This window comes from Hymenobacter daeguensis, from assembly GCF_054780555.1.
In genome coordinates, this window is sequence record NZ_BAAGWC010000049.1 from 1 (window position 1) to 15,610 (window position 15,610).

At 66.0% G+C, this 15,610-nt stretch carries 17 protein-coding genes; 10 read left to right on the forward strand and 7 right to left on the reverse strand.

From position 1 onward, the window contains the following. Positions 1-83: 83 nt before the first annotated feature. From ACYVHT_RS22975 to ACYVHT_RS23000, 6 genes are all read right to left on the reverse strand, one after another. Entirely contained in the window at positions 84-638 is a 555-nt protein-coding gene (locus tag ACYVHT_RS22975) for a hypothetical protein (RefSeq protein ID WP_460557685.1), read from the reverse strand. Between the two features lie 470 nt (positions 639-1,108). Further along, positions 1,109-2,026 carry an SDR family oxidoreductase gene (locus tag ACYVHT_RS22980; protein WP_460557687.1) on the reverse strand — a complete coding sequence of 306 codons (918 nt, stop codon included), beginning with the start codon at positions 2,024-2,026 and terminating at the stop codon, positions 1,109-1,111. Between the two features lie 27 nt (positions 2,027-2,053). Next, positions 2,054-3,106 (reverse strand): zinc-dependent alcohol dehydrogenase family protein, encoded by a 1,053-nt coding sequence (locus ACYVHT_RS22985; protein ID WP_460557688.1) that lies wholly within the window; start codon positions 3,104-3,106, stop codon positions 2,054-2,056. Position 3,107: 1 nt separating this feature from the next. After that, positions 3,108-3,404 carry a putative quinol monooxygenase gene (locus tag ACYVHT_RS22990; RefSeq protein ID WP_460557690.1) on the reverse strand — a complete coding sequence of 99 codons (297 nt, stop codon included), beginning with the start codon at positions 3,402-3,404 and terminating at the stop codon, positions 3,108-3,110. A gap of 6 nt (positions 3,405-3,410) precedes the next feature. After that, complete coding sequence (locus tag ACYVHT_RS22995; RefSeq protein ID WP_460557692.1) at positions 3,411-4,040, reverse strand: NAD(P)H-dependent oxidoreductase; 630 nt, start codon at positions 4,038-4,040, stop codon at positions 3,411-3,413. A gap of 102 nt (positions 4,041-4,142) precedes the next feature. Further along, positions 4,143-4,715 carry a TetR/AcrR family transcriptional regulator gene (locus ACYVHT_RS23000; protein ID WP_460557694.1) on the reverse strand — a complete coding sequence of 191 codons (573 nt, stop codon included), beginning with the start codon at positions 4,713-4,715 and terminating at the stop codon, positions 4,143-4,145. Between the two features lie 159 nt (positions 4,716-4,874). Between ACYVHT_RS23000 and ACYVHT_RS23005 the strand changes: the two genes are divergently transcribed. The 10 genes from ACYVHT_RS23005 to ACYVHT_RS23050 all read left to right on the forward strand — a co-directional run bounded on the left by ACYVHT_RS23005 (position 4,875) and on the right by ACYVHT_RS23050 (position 14,252). Beyond that, positions 4,875-5,465: a TetR/AcrR family transcriptional regulator gene (locus tag ACYVHT_RS23005; RefSeq protein WP_460557696.1), complete on the forward strand. Its 591-nt coding sequence runs from the start codon at positions 4,875-4,877 to the stop codon at positions 5,463-5,465. Between the two features lie 133 nt (positions 5,466-5,598). Further along, positions 5,599-6,336 carry an SDR family oxidoreductase gene (locus tag ACYVHT_RS23010; RefSeq protein ID WP_460557698.1) on the forward strand — a complete coding sequence of 246 codons (738 nt, stop codon included), beginning with the start codon at positions 5,599-5,601 and terminating at the stop codon, positions 6,334-6,336. A 27-nt stretch (positions 6,337-6,363) separates the two neighbouring features. Next, positions 6,364-7,125: an SDR family oxidoreductase gene (locus tag ACYVHT_RS23015; protein ID WP_460557700.1), complete on the forward strand. Its 762-nt coding sequence runs from the start codon at positions 6,364-6,366 to the stop codon at positions 7,123-7,125. A gap of 147 nt (positions 7,126-7,272) precedes the next feature. Beyond that, on the forward strand, positions 7,273-8,409 hold the full coding sequence (locus ACYVHT_RS23020) for a thiolase family protein (protein ID WP_460557702.1): 1,137 nt from the start codon (positions 7,273-7,275) through the stop codon (positions 8,407-8,409). A 42-nt stretch (positions 8,410-8,451) separates the two neighbouring features. Beyond that, positions 8,452-8,961 (forward strand): GNAT family N-acetyltransferase, encoded by a 510-nt coding sequence (locus tag ACYVHT_RS23025; protein WP_460557704.1) that lies wholly within the window; start codon positions 8,452-8,454, stop codon positions 8,959-8,961. Positions 8,962-8,963: 2 nt separating this feature from the next. Next, positions 8,964-10,391: a pyridoxal phosphate-dependent decarboxylase family protein gene (locus ACYVHT_RS23030; RefSeq protein ID WP_460557706.1), complete on the forward strand. Its 1,428-nt coding sequence runs from the start codon at positions 8,964-8,966 to the stop codon at positions 10,389-10,391. Continuing rightward, the gene (locus tag ACYVHT_RS23035) at positions 10,388-11,857 is read left to right on the forward strand and encodes an MFS transporter (protein ID WP_460557708.1); all 1,470 of its coding nucleotides are present in this window, start codon (positions 10,388-10,390) and stop codon (positions 11,855-11,857) included. Before ACYVHT_RS23030 ends, ACYVHT_RS23035 begins: the two co-directional genes overlap by 4 nt. A gap of 96 nt (positions 11,858-11,953) precedes the next feature. After that, positions 11,954-12,433: a DinB family protein gene (locus tag ACYVHT_RS23040; protein WP_460557710.1), complete on the forward strand. Its 480-nt coding sequence runs from the start codon at positions 11,954-11,956 to the stop codon at positions 12,431-12,433. Between the two features lie 62 nt (positions 12,434-12,495). Further along, entirely contained in the window at positions 12,496-13,320 is an 825-nt protein-coding gene (locus ACYVHT_RS23045) for an alpha/beta hydrolase (RefSeq protein WP_460557712.1), read from the forward strand. A 50-nt stretch (positions 13,321-13,370) separates the two neighbouring features. Next, the gene (locus ACYVHT_RS23050) at positions 13,371-14,252 is read left to right on the forward strand and encodes an enoyl-CoA hydratase/isomerase family protein (RefSeq protein ID WP_460557714.1); all 882 of its coding nucleotides are present in this window, start codon (positions 13,371-13,373) and stop codon (positions 14,250-14,252) included. Positions 14,253-14,478: 226 nt separating this feature from the next. On the opposite strand, the gene ACYVHT_RS23055 is transcribed toward ACYVHT_RS23050, so the two are convergent. Beyond that, entirely contained in the window at positions 14,479-15,243 is a 765-nt protein-coding gene (locus ACYVHT_RS23055) for a LytTR family transcriptional regulator DNA-binding domain-containing protein (RefSeq protein WP_460557716.1), read from the reverse strand. Between the last annotated feature and the right edge of the window lie 367 nt (positions 15,244-15,610).

A 15,610-nucleotide genomic window follows, 5' to 3' on the forward strand; every position in this document is an offset into this window, starting at 1 on the left:
CCCGGGCTACAACGGCGCCAACCGCGCCCGCTGCGCGGCCGTCAACATTTGCCCCATGACGCAACATAACCACTGTTAACAACTCATAGTACCCCATGAACCGGCGCATCCGCCGCCACGGATTCCGGGAGCAGGTTGTGGGCTTCGCGCCGGACCAGCGCAGCCAGGTGCTCGTTGGTTTGGTCAGCTTCTTCCGTGCGGTTTTCGTCCTGTAACTGCCCTTCGTCGCCTGCGACGGCCGTTGCCTCCATCGGGGTGGTATCGCCGGTGCTTTCGTCGTGGCCAGTGGCCGTGCCGGTGGAGTCGGGCAGTGTTCCGCTGACCAGCGGCTCGGCGGCCGCCGGCAGGTTCTGGTCCGCGCCGGCTTTAGGACGTTCCGCGTCATCAGCTTCCTCCCGGATTTCCGTGGCCGCTAGCGTGGCTTTGACAAAAGCCGAGGTAGGACCACTAGGGAGGGAGGGAGGAGCCGCCGCTGTACCGCCCACCCCGGCGAGCCGGACACCGGCCGTCTTTTTGCCCGGCGTCAGCAGGGTCGTAAGTTCTGCCCGGTAGTAGAGTAGGCCCACTACCAGGTAGTAGAAAACAACCACAACCAAAACGAAAAGGCCAAACTGGCCCCAGGAATAGGCGCTGAGCATCGCGGGGAAATAGCGTGACACCCCATGCCGACCGGCCCGGGCGTGAACTTGCCAAACCGTGATTTGACGCTACAAACCTATCCGGGCTATAAACCGCTTGGCTGGAAAGTTGACGAATGGTTGGAATTCGCTGGTGAGGTACAGCCCCGACACACGAACGGCACGCAGCCTTCAAACTCAAAATATCAAGAAGTCCACCATCTTGGAATCTCACCGGGTGCTCTCGTCCGTGCCGGTTTATAGTTTGCCAGGGCCGGAGCCCCTACTGTGGCGTTTACGAAACTCATCCCTTCGCGACATTCCGTAAACTTTGATTCGTAGACGGTTTTTTTGAACTCGTTAAGTGCTATAAGTGCTATAAGTGCTATAGTGGCTTGTATGGCACCTGGTGCTGGGCAGTTGCTAGTGGTTTGCTGAAAGGAGCGACTAATTTTAGGACATGACGTCTTGCAAAAACAGTATGCCTTTGCTTAATGCGAGCCGGACTGCACAAACCCGCTGACCGCTTGCTCGAAGAAGGTCCGGAGCGACTGCGGCGGCTGGCCGGTGAGTTGGGCCACCGCATCGGTAACGAGGTCAAACTTCCCGAGTCGGGTGTTGGTATCGGTCACTACCACCATGGCCGGCGGCGCTGGAATACCCAGCTCCGTCAGCTTCTGCGTCAGCACCTGCTCGGAGAGGTACACCACGTCGAGCGGCTGCCGGAACACATCGGCGGCCAGGTCGGCCATTTCGGCCACGGATAGCGCCTGCGGGCCGGTGAGGTCGTAGGTAGTGCTGGGCGGAGCCGGGGCCACCAGCGCGGCGGCCGTGGCGCGGGCTACATCCTCCCGCGGGATGTAGGCAATGCGGCCCTCGCCTGCCGCTGTAAACCACTTGCCGGCCGCCAGCAGCTGGGGCAGAAAGCCGAGCAGGTTGTCGGCGTACCAGCTCACGCGCAAAATGGTGTAGCCCAGGCCACTCTGCCGCAGGGCCTGCTCGGTGGCGTAGTGGTCGGGGGCGAAGGGAATGACCGAGCCCGGCTCCGGGTGGGGCATAGAAGTGTACACAATGTGCCCTACCCCCGCCGCCTTGGCCGCCTCAATGGCCGCTAGGTGCTGCCGGATGCGCAGGCCAAGCGTGCTCAGCTCATCGGTCGAAATGAGCAGCAGCCGGTCGATGCCAGCCAAGGCCGGGGCCAAGGTAGCGGGCTCGTTGAAATCAACCCGCCGCACGTCCAGGCCGGCGTTGCGGAAAGCCGTGAGCTTCTCGGGGTGGCGGGTGGCGGCTACCAGGCCGGGGTAGCCCTGCGCGTGCAGCAGCTCGACTACCCGGCGGCCCAGGTGGCCCCCGGCGCCCGCCACCAGCACGGTAGCAGGGCGGGCATCAGTGCTTGATGTTGTGTGCATAAAAGTCCGTAGTAAGTTAAAAATTAGCTAGTTAAATTTGAATAGCACCTTGCCGTCACGCCTGCCCTGCTGCGCGTGGGCAATGGCCTGCGCGAAATCGGCCAGCGGATAGGTGGCGGCCACCGCCGCGTGCAGCTGCCCGCCGGCCACCAGCTCGCTCAGGCGCTGGTACACCTGGCGCTTTTCCTCGGCCGGGGCGTTGCGCACCCAGTCAATGAGCCAGAAGCCGTGGTAGCTGAGCTGCCGGAAAAACAGGTCCTGCGGGGCGAGCACCGGCGCGTGCCCGAACTCGCTGGAGTAGCCCACCAGCTTGCCGTGGTTTTGCACGAACTTGGCCAGGGTGCCGGCAATGGTGCCCCCCAGCGTGTCGAGCACCAGGCGCAGCTGCTGGCCGCCCAGGGCCTGGGCCAGCTGCGCTTCCAGGTCGTCGCCCAGCAGCATCACGGCGGTGCCGCCGAGCTGGCGCACCTGCGCGGAGGCCTCCTCGCGGCGCACCACGCTCAGGGTGTTGATGCCCGCCATTTTCGCCAGCGCAATGACGTACTGGCCCACCGCCGAATTGCCGCCCGTCTGGGCTATCCAGTCGCCGGGCATCAGGTTCACGTACTGGCGCAGCAGCAGGTAGGCCGTGGGCGGATTGATGCCCAGCATGGCCAGCTGCTCGGGGTCGGCGCTGTTCGATACCGGCACCAGGTTGCGCACCGGCACCACCACGTGCGAGGCCCAGGTGCCCTGCTCGTAGGTGGGCAGCACCAGCACCCGCTGCTGCAGCAGCGTCGCCTCGGCCTGCGGCCCCAGCTGCACCACGCGCCCTACCCCCTCCGAGCCCACCGGGGCCGGCAGCGCCGGCCGCACGCCGTAGGTGCCGCGCACCAGCAGAAAGTCGGACTGGTTGAGCGGGGCCGCTTCCAGGGCCACGAGCACCTCGTGGGGGCCGGGCACCGGCATGGGTTCCGTTACTAGTCGCAAAACCTCGGCCGGGTCGCCGAAGGCCGTGAGTTGCAGGTGCGTGCGCGTAGCCGGCACCGGCGCCACCGGGCTGGGGCCGGCGGCTGGCGTAGTTGCTTGGTTGAGGCCCATGCTAGAGCGGCTGCAGCAGCGTCATGGTGGGCGGGGCGGCCACTTTGCCCTGCACCCCGGCAAAGAACGCCTTGGTGTAGTCCTGGGCCAGGTGCAGCTCGTTGGCTTGCTCGGAGGTGAACATCTCGAAGAAAACCAAGGTGTTGGGGTCGTCTTTGCGGGCCGTTTGCACGAACACTTCGCAGCCCGGCTCCTGCAGCGTGGGCACGAGCGTGGCCTTGGCCAGGGCCGTCACCTCGGCCAGAAACTCGGGCCGGACTGTCACCTGGGCCAGCAAAATAAATTTTTGGGTTTCCATGGCGGTCTAGCGCTGTTCGATGATGGCGGCCTCGTCCTTGCGGACTTTGGCGAAGGTGGCAAACTCGTCGTCCTGGGCCCGGAAGCCGAGCACCATCAGCACGGTCGACGTCAGGTTCTGCGCGCGCAAACCCAGAATCTCGTCCACCTGCGCCGGGTCGAAGCCCTCCATGGGCGAACCGTCGATGCCGGCCGCGGCCGCTGCGCTGATGAGTATGCCCAGGGCCAGGTAAGTCTGGCGCTTGCCCCACTCCACGCGCTGCTCAGCGCTCATCTTATCGATGGCGGCGTTGATTTGGGCTTCGCGAGGCGCCAAGGCCTCACGCGGCGCTTTGCGGGCCACGGCGGCGGCATCGATGTAGCGGGCCACGGATTGCTCGTTCACATCGGTTTCGGTGGCGAGCACCACCAGGTGCGAGCCGCCCAGAATTTGCGGCTGGCCATAAGCGGCCTGGCTAAGCCGCTCGCGGGTGGCCGGGTCATTCACCACGATGAGCTTATAGGGCTGCAGGCCATACGAGGAGGGCGACAAGCGCGCCGTTTCGAGCAGGTCGGTTAGTTGTTCCGACGTCAGCTTTTTGGCGGCGTCGTACTTTTTGGCGGCGTAGCGCCACTTGAATGCGTTCAGCAATGACATGATTGCAGGAGGAAAAAAGTAAAAAATGATTGTGGGCAACAGGCCCACGCTGTTGAATCAAAAATCTACCTACATGCAGGTAGGTAAAAGGGGCAAAAAATTTTAGCGCAGACTCTCCCGCAGGCAATCCAGCGTTTGTTCGAAATGCTTGGCGCCGTGCGTGCGGCCGATGTTGAGTGAGCCGACCAGGGTGCTCATCCAGGCCGACGTGAGCGCCTCCGGCGTGCTCCGAAACGTGAACTCCCCGCTTTGCCGACCCTCCTGCAGGGTGCGCGTCAGCCAGGTCGCAATCTGCGTCACGTGCGAGTCGATGGCGGTTTGCAGCGCCGGGGCAATGTCCTGGTAGCAGGCGCCGAAGCTGCCCACCACGCACAGCTTGCGGCCGTCGGCCAGGTAGCGCCGGTACACGTCCAGCAGGGCCTCCACGCGGGCAGGGCGGGGGAGGGCAGCCCAACTCTGGGCGGCCGCGTCAAAGTCCGCCATGGCCTGCCCGATAACGGCCAGGCCCAGGTCGTCCTTGGCCGGGAAGTAGTGGTGGATGCTGGCGTTCTTGATAGCCAGGTCCGAGGCAATCTGCCGGTAGTTGAACGAGTGGTACCCGATGCCCTGGATGTAGTGCCGGGCTAAGCCGAGAATTTTTTCGCGGGTGTTGGCCGTAGGAGCGTAAGCAGGCATGAGGACAAAGCAGGTTTGGGGTGGCAAAAGTAATCTACCTACCTGCAAGTAGATTGCTTTGTTTGAAAATTATTTTTCCTGAGAAAAACCGGCCGGAGAAAACATTTCATTAAAAAAAGACTTTTTGGTCTATATTTGCACCGCCACTTCACCCCCGCCATGCGCAAAGCCGAGCGTACCAAGCAGTCCATCATTGAACAGGCCGCCCCGCTGTTCAACCAGAAGGGCATTGCCGGCACCACCATCGACGACGTGCTGCAGGCGGCCAAGGTGGCCAAGGGCTGCCTCTACAGCCACTTCGAAAACAAAGACGACCTTTCGGCCCAGACGGCCGACTTTCTGCTGGCCAAGATTCAGGGCCGCATCCAGCAGGCCATGAGCCGGGCCACCACGGCTAAGGGCCGCATTTTCGCCTACCTCGACTACTGCCAGAACCCGCTCGATACGCCGGTAGTGGGCGGCTGCCCCATCTTCAACCTGGCCGTGGAGGCCGACGACAACCACCCCCTCGTGAAGCAGAAAGTAGCGGCCGTGCTGCAGGCCGCGCAGGCCGGCTTCGCGGCTATTCTGCAGCAGGGCATCGCGCAGGGCGAGTTTGCTCCGCACCTCAATGCGCAGGATTTTGCCTTCAAGATGTTTGCCGCCGTGGAGGGCGCTACCGTTATCTGCCGGGTGCTGGGCAGCAGCCAGCCCATGTACCAGCTGGTGAAGACCCTGAAGGCCGAATTGGAAGCCTACGCACCGGCCTGATTTTTTTTCTTCAATAAAAGACTAAAAAGTCTTTTATTCAGCTTCCCGCGACGATTTAGCGCGGCTTTTTCCTGTTTTAAAATAGACTAAAAAGTCTTTTTCATTTTCTCATTCCCCATTTTTTCAATTTCCCATGAACATTTCCAACCAAACCGTCCTCGTTACCGGCGGCGGCTCCGGCATTGGCCTGGCCACGGCCCAGCTGCTGCTCGAAAAGGGCAACCGCGTCATCATCACCGGCCGCAGCGAGGAGCGCCTGCACAAGGCCCTGGCCCAGCTGCCCGGCGCCACGGCCATTGCCGCCGACCTGACCGATGCCGCGTCGGTCGCTCGCCTGGTCGGCCGGCTCAACGCCGAGTTTGGCGACCTGAGCATGCTCATCAACAACGCCGGCCAGGCCTACGCCTACCAGTTGGGCGTCGGCGCCGATGCCTTTGCCAAGGCCAGCGAGGAAATCACCACCAACTACCTGGCCGTCATCCGCCTCACCGAGCAGTTGCTGCCGCTGCTGAGCCGCCAGCCCGCGGCCGCCATCGTCAACGTGACCTCCATCGTGGTATTTGCGCCGGGCTCGGCCATCCCGACCTACTCGGCCAGCAAGGCGGCGCTGCGCTCCTACACCCAGGCCCTGCGGCACACGCTGGCCCAATCCACCAACGTGCAGGTGTTCGAGCTGCTGCCCCCGCTGGTCAACACGGATTTCTCGACGGAAATCGGCGGCGAAAATGGCATTCCGCCCCAGCAGGTGGCCAGCGAACTGGTAGCGGGCCTGGAGCAGGACGTGCCCGAAATTATGGTGGGCCAGACGGCCCAGTTCTACGAGTTCCACCGCGCCTCGCCGGCCGAGGCCTTCGTGGCCATGCAGGGCTAATCAGCTGACTTTCAATTTAGTAACGATATGGAAAACGCACAGAAGCTAGCCGGTAAAATCGCCCTCATTACGGGCGGCACCACGGGCATCGGCCTGGCCACGGCCAAGCGCTTCGTGGCCGAAGGGGCCTACGTGTTCATTACCGGCCGGCGCGCCGCCGAGCTGGCCGCCGCCGAGCAGGAGCTGGGCGCCACCGCCGCCCACGGCATTCAGGGCGACGTGGCCAGCCTGGCCGACCTCGACCGGATAGTTGCCATCATCAAGGCGCAAAAAGGCCACCTGGATATTGTATTTGCCAACGCCGGGGTGGCCGATTTTGCCCCGCTGGCCGACGCTCCGGAAGCCCACTTCGACAAGCACTTCGACATCAACGTGAAGGGCACGTTCTTCACGGTGCAGAAGGCCCTGCCGCTGCTGCGCGACGGGGGCGCCATCATCCTCACCTCGTCGATGGTAGGCTCGCAGGGGCCGGCCAACCTGAGCGTGTACAGCGCCACCAAGGCCGCCATTCGCTCGTTTGCCCGCACCTGGACGGCCGAGCTGAAGGACCGCCGCATCCGCGTCAACGCGGTGAGCCCGGGCTCCATCATCACGCCCGGCCTGAGCGCCTTCGGGCAGACGCCCGAGCAAACAGCCCAGCTGTTCGAGGCCCTGGCCAGCCAGGTGCCCCTGGGCCGCCTGGGCGACGCCGACGAAGTGGGCAAAGCCGTGGTGTTCCTGGCCTCCGACGACAGCAGCTACATCACTGGGGTGGAGTTGTTCGTGGATGGGGGGGTAGCGCAGGTGTAGGCCGCGGGTAGAAACTGTTTAGAAAGTCACCAGATGAGCGTGCCGTTCTGATGGACTTTCTAAACAGCTTCGCTAAAAAGAATACGAGGCCTAACCGCGCTTGGCAGAACCGCTCCCTGTTTCCCCACCCTCTTTTCCCACTCCGTTATGGACGCTTACCTGCTTGATTTTGCCCGCTCCCCCTTCCAGTTTGCCCGCAAGGGTGCCTTTGCCGAGCTGCCACCGGCCGAGCTGGCCGCCCAGGTGGTGCGGGGCCTGCTGGCGCGCCAGTCGTTCGGGGCCGCCGAGCTGGAGGACGTGCTGCTGGGCTGCGCCTACCCCGAGGGCGAGCAGGGCGACAACCTGGCCCGCATCGTGAGCCTGCTGGCCGGGCTGCCCGATGCCGTAGCCGGCGCCACCATCAACCGCTTCTGCGGCTCGTCGATGTCGGCCATTCACATGGCGGCGGGCAGTATTGCCACCGGCGCCGGTGACGCCTTTCTGTGCGTCGGCGTGGAGTCGATGACCCGGGTGCCGCAGGGCGGGCTCAGCCCCTCCCGCAACCCGCGGCTGCAACAGCAGCGCCCCGAGGCCTACACGCCCATGGGCATCACGGCCGAAAACGTGGCCCGTGCGTACGGCATCGGCCGCGCCGACCAGGACGCCTTTGCCACCGAGAGCCAACGCAAGGCCGCCGCGGCCGGGCAGGCCCAGGCCTTTGCCGGGGAAATCGTGCCGGTGACGCTGGCCGACGGCACGGTGGTGGCGCAGGACGGCTGCCTGCGCCCCGGCACTACTTTGGAGGGGCTGGCCGCCCTCAAGCCGGCATTTCTGGAAGACGGCACCGTGACGGCCGGCACGTCCTCGCCCCTCACCGACGGGGCGGCGGCGGTGCTGGTGGTGAGCGAGGCGTTTTTGCGGCGCCACCACCTCACGCCGCTGGCCCAGCTGCGGGCCGTGGCCGTGGCCGGCGTGGCGCCCGAGCTGATGGGCATCGGCCCGATTCCGGCTACGCGCAAGGCCCTGGCCCGCGCCGGCCTGCGCATCGAGGACCTGGACGTGGTGGAGCTCAACGAAGCCTTCTCGGCCCAGGCCTTGGCCTGCCAGCGCGAGCTGGGCCTGGACCCCGCCCGGCTGAACCTGGACGGCGGCGGCATCGCCATCGGCCACCCCCTAGGGGCCACCGGGGCCCGCATCACGGGCAAGGCGGCCAGCCTGCTGCAGCGCACGGGCGGGCGCTACGCGCTGGCCACGCAGTGCATCGGGGGCGGCCAGGGCATTGCCACCATCCTGGAGCGCTGCTAGCCCGGCGGCTTGACTTCTTTTCCCCTCATCCGCTCCTACCCCATGACCATCGAACCCCTGCAACCGGCCGACGCCCCGCGGGTGGCCGCCTTCGTGCTCGGCATCCAGAACGGCGAATTCAACTTGGGCTTCGCGCCGCACGAGCAGCCCGACCTGCTTGACCTGGCGGCCTTTTATGCCACCGGCGGCTTCTGGGTGGCCAAAGCTGACGGCGAGCTGGTGGGCACCATCGGCCTGCAGCGGCTGGACGCGCGCACGGGCATTCTGCGCAAGATGTTCGTGAAAAAGGAGTGGCGCGGCACCTCGGCCCGCGTGGCGCAGCAGCTGTTTGACCACCTTGTACCCGTGGCCCGGCAGTTGGGCTTCGCGACTATCTACCTCGATACACCGGCCGTGGCCACGGCCTCGCACCGCTTCTACGAGCGCAACGGCTTTGAGGAAGTCACCGATACGCGCACCCTGCCCGCCGCCTACCGCTACCCCGACCGGAACTCGCGCGTGTACCGGCTAACCCTCGGGGCCGCGCCTACCCCTCCCTTTCTTGCCCACTAGCCATGAACGACCTTTTGCAAGCCGATGCAGACGGCCTGGCAGCGCTGCTGACGCAGGCCCAGCAGGCGGCCACCGACTTTCTGGCCGGGCTGCCCACGCGGCCGGCGGCCGTGCGCCCCACGGACCGGCCGTTTCGGACGCTGCCCGAGCAGGGCGCCGGGGGGCCGGCGGCGCTGGCCGACTTTATGCGCACCTACGCGGCCGAACTGAGCGGCAGCGCGGGCGCCCGCTACTTCGGCTACGTGCTGGGCGGCGCTACCCCCGCCGCCGTGGCCGGCGACTGGCTGGTGAGTGCCTTCGACCAGAACCTGGCCGCCACCGGCGACTCGGTGGCCACCCACGTGGAGCGCGAAACCCTGGCCCTGCTGCAGCAGCTGCTGGGCCTGCCCACCGACTTTGCCGGCTGCTTCGTGACCGGGGCCACCATGGCCAACTTCGTGGGGCTGGCGCTGGCGCGGCAGTGGGCCGGCCACCGGCGGGGCGTCGACGTGGCCCAGGCCGGCAGCCAGGGCCTGGGGCCGCTGCCCGTGCTGAGCGCGGCCCCGCACTCGAGCGTGTACAAGAGTCTGGCCATGCTGGGGCTGGGGCGCGACAGCATCCAACTAGTGCCCAGCCTGCCCGGTGGCCGCGAAGCCCTGGACGTGGCGGCCCTGGAAGCGGCGCTGGAGCAGCTGGCGGGCCAGCCGGCTGTGGTGGTGGCCAGCGCCGGCACCGTCAACACCGTCGATTTTGACGACCTGCAGGCCCTGGGCGCGCTGAAGCAGCGCTACCCGTTCTGGCTGCACGTGGATGCGGCGTTCGGGGGCTTCGCGGCCTGCTCACCCACTTACGCGCCCCTGCTGCGCGGCATCGGGCACGCCGACTCGGTGGCCGTGGACGCCCACAAGTGGCTGAACGTGCCCTACGACGCGGCCATGCTCTACACCCGCCCCGAGCACCGGGCGCTGCAGGTGGCAGTGTTTCAGAACAGCGCCAGCTACCTGCCCGCCGCCACCCTCGACGCGCCCGACTTTCACCACCTGACGCCCGAAAACTCGCGCCGGTTCCGGGCCCTGCCGGCCTGGTGCACGCTGCTGGCCTACGGCCGCGCCGGCTACCGCGAGCTGGTGGAGCGCAACTGCCGGCTGGCCCGGCAGCTGAGCCAGTACCTGGCCGATTCGCCGCAGTTTGCCCTGCTGGCGCCCACCCGGCTCAACGTGGTGTGCTTCACGCTGCGCGGGCCCGGCGCGGAGGACCCCACCGCCCTGGCGCGGCTGCAGCGCTGGCTGCGCGACGACGGCCGGGCTTTTTTCACGCCCACCGTGCTGCACGGGCGGCCCGGCCTGCGCGCCGCGTTTGCCAACTGGCGCACCGAGGACGCCGACGTGGCCCTGGCCTGGCAGGCCCTGCAGGAGGGCGCGGCCCGGGTTTTAGCTACCACCGACTTATGAGCCAGGCCCTGCATCCTCCGGGCCCAGGCCCTGCTACCCCGGCCCTCGCGCTTACCCACCCGTGGGGCCTGCTGCTCGTCATTCTGACGGCGCCGCTGCTCTCGGTGCTCGACGTGTTCATCGTGAACATGGCCCTGCCCGCCATCCGGGCCGACCTGCACGCCACCGGCGCCGACCTGGAATTGGTCATTGCCGGCTACCTGCTGGGCTTCTCGGCCCTGCTCATCACCGGCGGGCGGGCCGGCGACCAGTACGGCCGGCGGCGCCTGTTTATCGGGGGGCTGGCTGCTTTCACGCTGGCTTCCTGCCTGTGCGGGCTGGCCCCCAGCATCAGGCAGCTGATTGGCTACCGCTTCTTGCAGGGCGTGAGCGCGGCGGCCATGCTACCGCAGACCATTGCCCTCATTCAGGTGAGCTTTCCCGAAGCCCAGGCCCGCAACCGCGCCTTCGGGTACTACGGCATCACCCTAGGCCTGGCCTCGATGCTGGGGCAGCTGCTAGGCGGCTATTTGGTGGGTACCGACTGGGGCGTGGCGGGCTGGCGGCTCACGTTTCTGGTCAACCTGCCCATTGGCCTGCTGGCGGTGGGCGCGGCCTGGCGCCTGCTGCCCGATACCGGCCGCAACCCGGCCCAGCGCTTCGACCTGGGCGGCGTGCTGCTGCTCACGGCCGGCCTCGGGGCCGTGCTCTACCCCCTGAGCGTGGGGCGCGAGCTGGGCTGGCCGGCCTGGAGCCTGGCCCTACTGCTGGCCGGGGCCGGGCTGCTGGGCTGGTTTGGGCGCCAGCAGGTGGCCCTGCGCCGGCGGGGCGGCAACCCGCTGCTCGACGTGGGCCTGTTTCGCTACCCCTCCTTCAACCTGGGGCTGGGCACGCTCGTGTTCTTTTTCAGCGTCCACAACTCGTTTCTGCTCATAAGCACCGTGTACCTGCAAAGCGGACTGGGGGTAGGCGCCCGGGCGGCCGGCACCACGTTCGTCTTTTTTGGGGCCGGGTTTCTGGTGGCGTCCTACCTATCCATTCGCTTCATCGCGCGCTTTGGCCGGCGGCTGCTGCAGTTCGGCCTGCTGCTGATGGGCGCTTCGCTGCTGGGCCAGCTGGGGTGGGCGCCCGGGTTTGCCGCTTCCCTGCTCGGGCTCAAGGGCCTGCTGCTGGTCTACGGGCTAGGCAGCGGCTCGGTCATGCCCTCGCTGGTGAACGTGGCCATGCGCGGGCTGCCGGCCCACCTGGCCGGCGGGGCGGCGGGGGTGTACGCCACCTGCCAGCAGGCGGCCTCGGCGCTGGGCGTTACCTTCATCGGGGGCGTGTTCTTCTCGCTATGGCAGCCGGGACAGGCCGCCAGCTACCTGCCGGCGTTCCGGGTGGGCCTGGGGCTGGACGTGGCCTGCCTGCTGCTGGCGGCGCTGCTGCTGGGGCGCCTGCCGGCTTCGGCCCCCGAGGCCGGCCCGCCGCCGCCCGCCCTCGACTAGGCCGGGCTTCTGGGCCAGCCGGTGGCTGGGTTGCTGTCCGTTTTTCTACCGACGCTTTTCTGCTGTCATTTTTCACTTCTTGCTTTTCCCCACTTCGTGCAACACGATTCTCTGTTTCTCTCCCTCGCCCTGAAAGCCTGGGCCGACCGCACCCAGCGCGTGCAGCAACTACTGGCCACCTTTCCCGACGAGCTGCTGCTGCGGGAAGTGGCGCCCGGCAAAAACCGGGGCATCTACCTGGTGGGCCACCTGCTGGCCTACCACGACGACCTGAGCCCCCTGCTGGGCCTGGGCCCCCGGCTGCACCCCGAGTTGGATGCGGCGTTTATGCACCACCCCGACCGGGCCGGCCTGCCGATGGCCTCGCTGGCCGAGCTGCGCCAGTATTGGCCCGAGGTGCACGACCGCCTGCTGGCCGGCATGCAGCAGCTGCCCGTGGCGGCCTGGTTTGAGCGGCACGCGGCCGTATCGGAGGCCGATTTTGCCCAGCAGCCCCACCGCAACAAGCTCAGCGTGCTGCTCAGCCGTACCAACCACCTAGCCTACCACTCGGGCCAGCTGATGCTGCTGCAGTAGCCGGGGCTTTGCCGCGCGGCCGGGGCTGCGTACTGCCCTTACCCTTTTTACCTGACCTCGCCATGCCGTTCGCTCCCCCTCGTCCTGTTATTGTCTTCGTCACCGGCGCGTTCGTCACGAGTGCCTGCTGGGACCACTGGCGGGCCTTTTTCGAGGGCCAGGGCTACGCGTGCTACGCGCCTGACTGGCCGCACAAAGCGGCCCCGGCCGCCGTGCTGCGCCGCCGGCACCCGCACTCGCCCATTGCCGCCAACGGCCTGGTCGACGTGCTGCAAGTGTACGTGGACCTGATTGGCCGGCTGCCGGCCCCGCCCATCCTCATCGGGCATTCCTACGGCGGCCTGCTGGTGCAGCTGCTGGTGCAGCAGGGCCTGGCGGCGGCGGGGGTGGCCATCGAGTCGGTGCCGCCCCTGGGCGTGGTGTCGCTGCGCTGGTCGTTTCTGCGGGCGGTGTGGCCGATGCTGGGGCTGCTTTCGTCGGCCCGCACCACGTTCATGCTCTCGCTGGCGCAGTGGCAGCTACTCATTGCCAACGACTTGCCGCCTACGCAGCAGCGGGCGAACTACGAGCAGCTGGTCACGCCCGAGTCGAAGCGGCTGCTGCGGCAGGCGCTCAGCTGGTCGGCGCGGGTTGATTTTGGCCGGCCGCACGCACCGCTGCTTTTCCTGGCCGGCGGGGCCGACCGCCTCATCCCCGCCGCCCTCAACCGCGCCAATTACCGGCGCTACCGCCACGCCGGCTCCCTGACCACCTACCGCGAGCTGCCGGGCCGCAGCCACGGCCTGCTCGGCCAGCCCGGCTGGCCCGATGACGCCGCCCTGGTGCTGGACTGGCTGCGCGCCTTGCCCACCGCCGCGCATAGGGCCGGGGCGGCTACGCACTCCTAGTCTTGTCCCTCAATGTTTTACAACCCCCACTTTTTATTGAAAAAACCCTCATGAAACTCACCAAAAAACCCCTTTCGGTGGAGAAAATGGCCCATGCGCCCATGACCCTCACCAAGCACAGCGCCTCCTTCTGGCGCGTGACGCTGGACAACCCGCCCATCAACCTGCTCACGCCCGAGATGATAACCGGTATGCAGCAGCTCATGGACCAGGTGGAGGCCGACAAAGACCTGAAAGTCATTGTATTCGACAGCGCCAACGAGGACTATTTCATCTCCCACTACGACGTGATGCGCGGGTCAGAAGTAGCGGCCGTCTCGGGCAAGCTCGGGGTCAACCAGTGGACCGATGTGTCCAACCGCCTGCATACTTCTTCGGTCATCAGCATTGCCTCCATTCGGGGGCGGGCCCGCGGCAACGGGTCGGAGTTTGTGCTGGCCTGCGACATGCGCTTTGCCAGCCGCGAAAAAGCCCTGTTTTGCCAGATTGAGGTGGGCGCCGGCGTGGTAGCCGGCGGCGGCGGCCTGGAATACCTGCCCTTGCTGGCGGGCCGCTCGCGGGCGCTGGAAATTCTGGTGGGCAGCAACGACTTCGACGCCGACACCGCCGCCCAGTACGGCTGGATTAACCGCGCCCTGCCCGATGCCGAGCTGGACGATTTTGTCAACGACCTGGCCATCCGCATCAGCACCTACCAGGGTGTAGCCATCGCCGAAACCAAGGCCTTGGTCAACAAGCGCACCGCCGGCGCGCCCTACCCCCAGGATATTGAGGAATCGCTGGCCACCTTCCAGAAGCTGGCCGCCCGGCCCGAGGTGCAGGCTGTATGGGGCCGGCTGGCCGCCTTGGGCTTCCAGCAGCCCAGCGACCTGGAGCTGCGCTTTGGCTACCACCTGGGCCAAATCGCGGCCGAGCAGTTTGCCGCGGAGTAGTAGTTCGCCGCGGCTTGCTGCTGCCGCTGATTGACGGGCTCAGTGGCCGTCAATCAGCGGCAGCCTAATAAAGGCGCTGGAGTTCGGGGAAATGCCTGATACTCACAAAAAGATGCAAGCGTTGCAAGGGGCGAGAAAATAGGTCATTATACCAAGCCGTCTGTTGAGCCGAAGTGTGGGTTCAATAGGTTCACACGCTCGGTGGTCTCCGCAGCAAAAAATCAGATTATCCTACTAAGTGAATACGGTTTTTCAGCTCGTCTTTGCACGAGCGGCTGACGGGCACGTACTCCTTGCCCAGCAGCACGCTGCTTTCCTCGTAAGCCTGCACGTGGTCCAGGTTCACGATGTGGGAGCGGTGGGTTTTGAAAAACTGGTCGGGCAGCTTCTGCTCCAGCTCTTTCATCGTGGGGTCGAACACGAAATTCTCCCGCACGGTGTGCATGTGCACGTAGTTCTGCAGCGCCTCGAAGTAGAGAATGTCGGCGAGCAGCACCTTGACATGACCGGAGCCCTTGCGTACGAACAGGTAGTCTCTGAACTTGGGGCACCACTCGGCCGGCCCCAGCACTTCCGTGCCAACGGCATTCGCCGTATCGGAGACGGGGCCGGTGGGCCCGGCCTGGTAGGCATTATAGAGGGCCAGCTCCACCTGCACCCGCAGGGAATCATCGGTGAAGGGCTTGACCAGGTAGCCGTAGGGCTGGGCCAGCTTGGCCCGGTTCAGGGTGTCGGCGTCGGAGCGGGCCGTGAGAAACACCACGGGAATGGCGAACTGCCGCCGGATGAGCAGGGCCGCCGCGATGCCGTCGCAGTCGCCGGCAATATTGATGTCCATCAGCACCAGTTCCACGGGCTGCGTGGCCAGCACGCGCAGGGCCTCATCGCTGTTGTCGACGGATTCAAGCGGAGTGTGCCCCAGTTGCACCAGCGTGTGTTCTATCTCGGCGGCAATAAGCAATTCATCTCCAACTATGAGAATGGTAGACATAGGGTGGGATAAGGGCCACACCGGAGGCCTCGTCATTCACGAGTTACCTCCAGGTGCGTGCCCGTGGGAAAGGAACGAGTCACCGACAGCTCGCTTTCAACTGTTTGGTGAGCGTGCGGACCAACTGCATACCTAGGGAGTATGCCTTCGCCGGCGCGTCCTGGGCCGGCATTCCGGCCCCGTCATCGGTGATGGTGAGCTGAAAGCCGGTGGGCCGGCCGGCGAAGGAAACGTGCAGGTGGCCCTGGGCAAGGCCCTGAAAAGCGTGCTTGTACGCATTAGGAACTGTTAACAGTGGTTATGTTGCGTCATGGGGCAAATGTTGACGGCCGCGCAGCGGGCGCGGTTGGCGCCGCTGTAGCCCGGC

What these genes read in the sequence shown, in the direction of transcription:
- ACYVHT_RS23055 (WP_460557716.1), bottom strand. Translation starts at nt 15,243, where the DNA reads ATGTCTACCATTCTCATAGTTGGAGATGAATTGCTTATTGCCGCCGAG.
- ACYVHT_RS23010 (WP_460557698.1), top strand. Translation starts at nt 5,599, where the DNA reads ATGAACATTTCCAACCAAACCGTCCTCGTTACCGGCGGCGGCTCCGGC.
- ACYVHT_RS22980 (WP_460557687.1), bottom strand. Translation starts at nt 2,026, where the DNA reads ATGCACACAACATCAAGCACTGATGCCCGCCCTGCTACCGTGCTGGTG.
- ACYVHT_RS23025 (WP_460557704.1), top strand. Translation starts at nt 8,452, where the DNA reads ATGACCATCGAACCCCTGCAACCGGCCGACGCCCCGCGGGTGGCCGCC.
- ACYVHT_RS22985 (WP_460557688.1), bottom strand. Translation starts at nt 3,106, where the DNA reads ATGGGCCTCAACCAAGCAACTACGCCAGCCGCCGGCCCCAGCCCGGTG.
- ACYVHT_RS23005 (WP_460557696.1), top strand. Translation starts at nt 4,875, where the DNA reads ATGCGCAAAGCCGAGCGTACCAAGCAGTCCATCATTGAACAGGCCGCC.
- ACYVHT_RS23020 (WP_460557702.1), top strand. Translation starts at nt 7,273, where the DNA reads ATGGACGCTTACCTGCTTGATTTTGCCCGCTCCCCCTTCCAGTTTGCC.
- ACYVHT_RS23035 (WP_460557708.1), top strand. Translation starts at nt 10,388, where the DNA reads ATGAGCCAGGCCCTGCATCCTCCGGGCCCAGGCCCTGCTACCCCGGCC.
- ACYVHT_RS23015 (WP_460557700.1), top strand. Translation starts at nt 6,364, where the DNA reads ATGGAAAACGCACAGAAGCTAGCCGGTAAAATCGCCCTCATTACGGGC.
- ACYVHT_RS23030 (WP_460557706.1), top strand. Translation starts at nt 8,964, where the DNA reads ATGAACGACCTTTTGCAAGCCGATGCAGACGGCCTGGCAGCGCTGCTG.
- ACYVHT_RS22995 (WP_460557692.1), bottom strand. Translation starts at nt 4,040, where the DNA reads ATGTCATTGCTGAACGCATTCAAGTGGCGCTACGCCGCCAAAAAGTAC.
- ACYVHT_RS22990 (WP_460557690.1), bottom strand. Translation starts at nt 3,404, where the DNA reads ATGGAAACCCAAAAATTTATTTTGCTGGCCCAGGTGACAGTCCGGCCC.
- ACYVHT_RS22975 (WP_460557685.1), bottom strand. Translation starts at nt 638, where the DNA reads ATGCTCAGCGCCTATTCCTGGGGCCAGTTTGGCCTTTTCGTTTTGGTT.
- ACYVHT_RS23000 (WP_460557694.1), bottom strand. Translation starts at nt 4,715, where the DNA reads ATGCCTGCTTACGCTCCTACGGCCAACACCCGCGAAAAAATTCTCGGC.
- ACYVHT_RS23045 (WP_460557712.1), top strand. Translation starts at nt 12,496, where the DNA reads ATGCCGTTCGCTCCCCCTCGTCCTGTTATTGTCTTCGTCACCGGCGCG.
- ACYVHT_RS23050 (WP_460557714.1), top strand. Translation starts at nt 13,371, where the DNA reads ATGAAACTCACCAAAAAACCCCTTTCGGTGGAGAAAATGGCCCATGCG.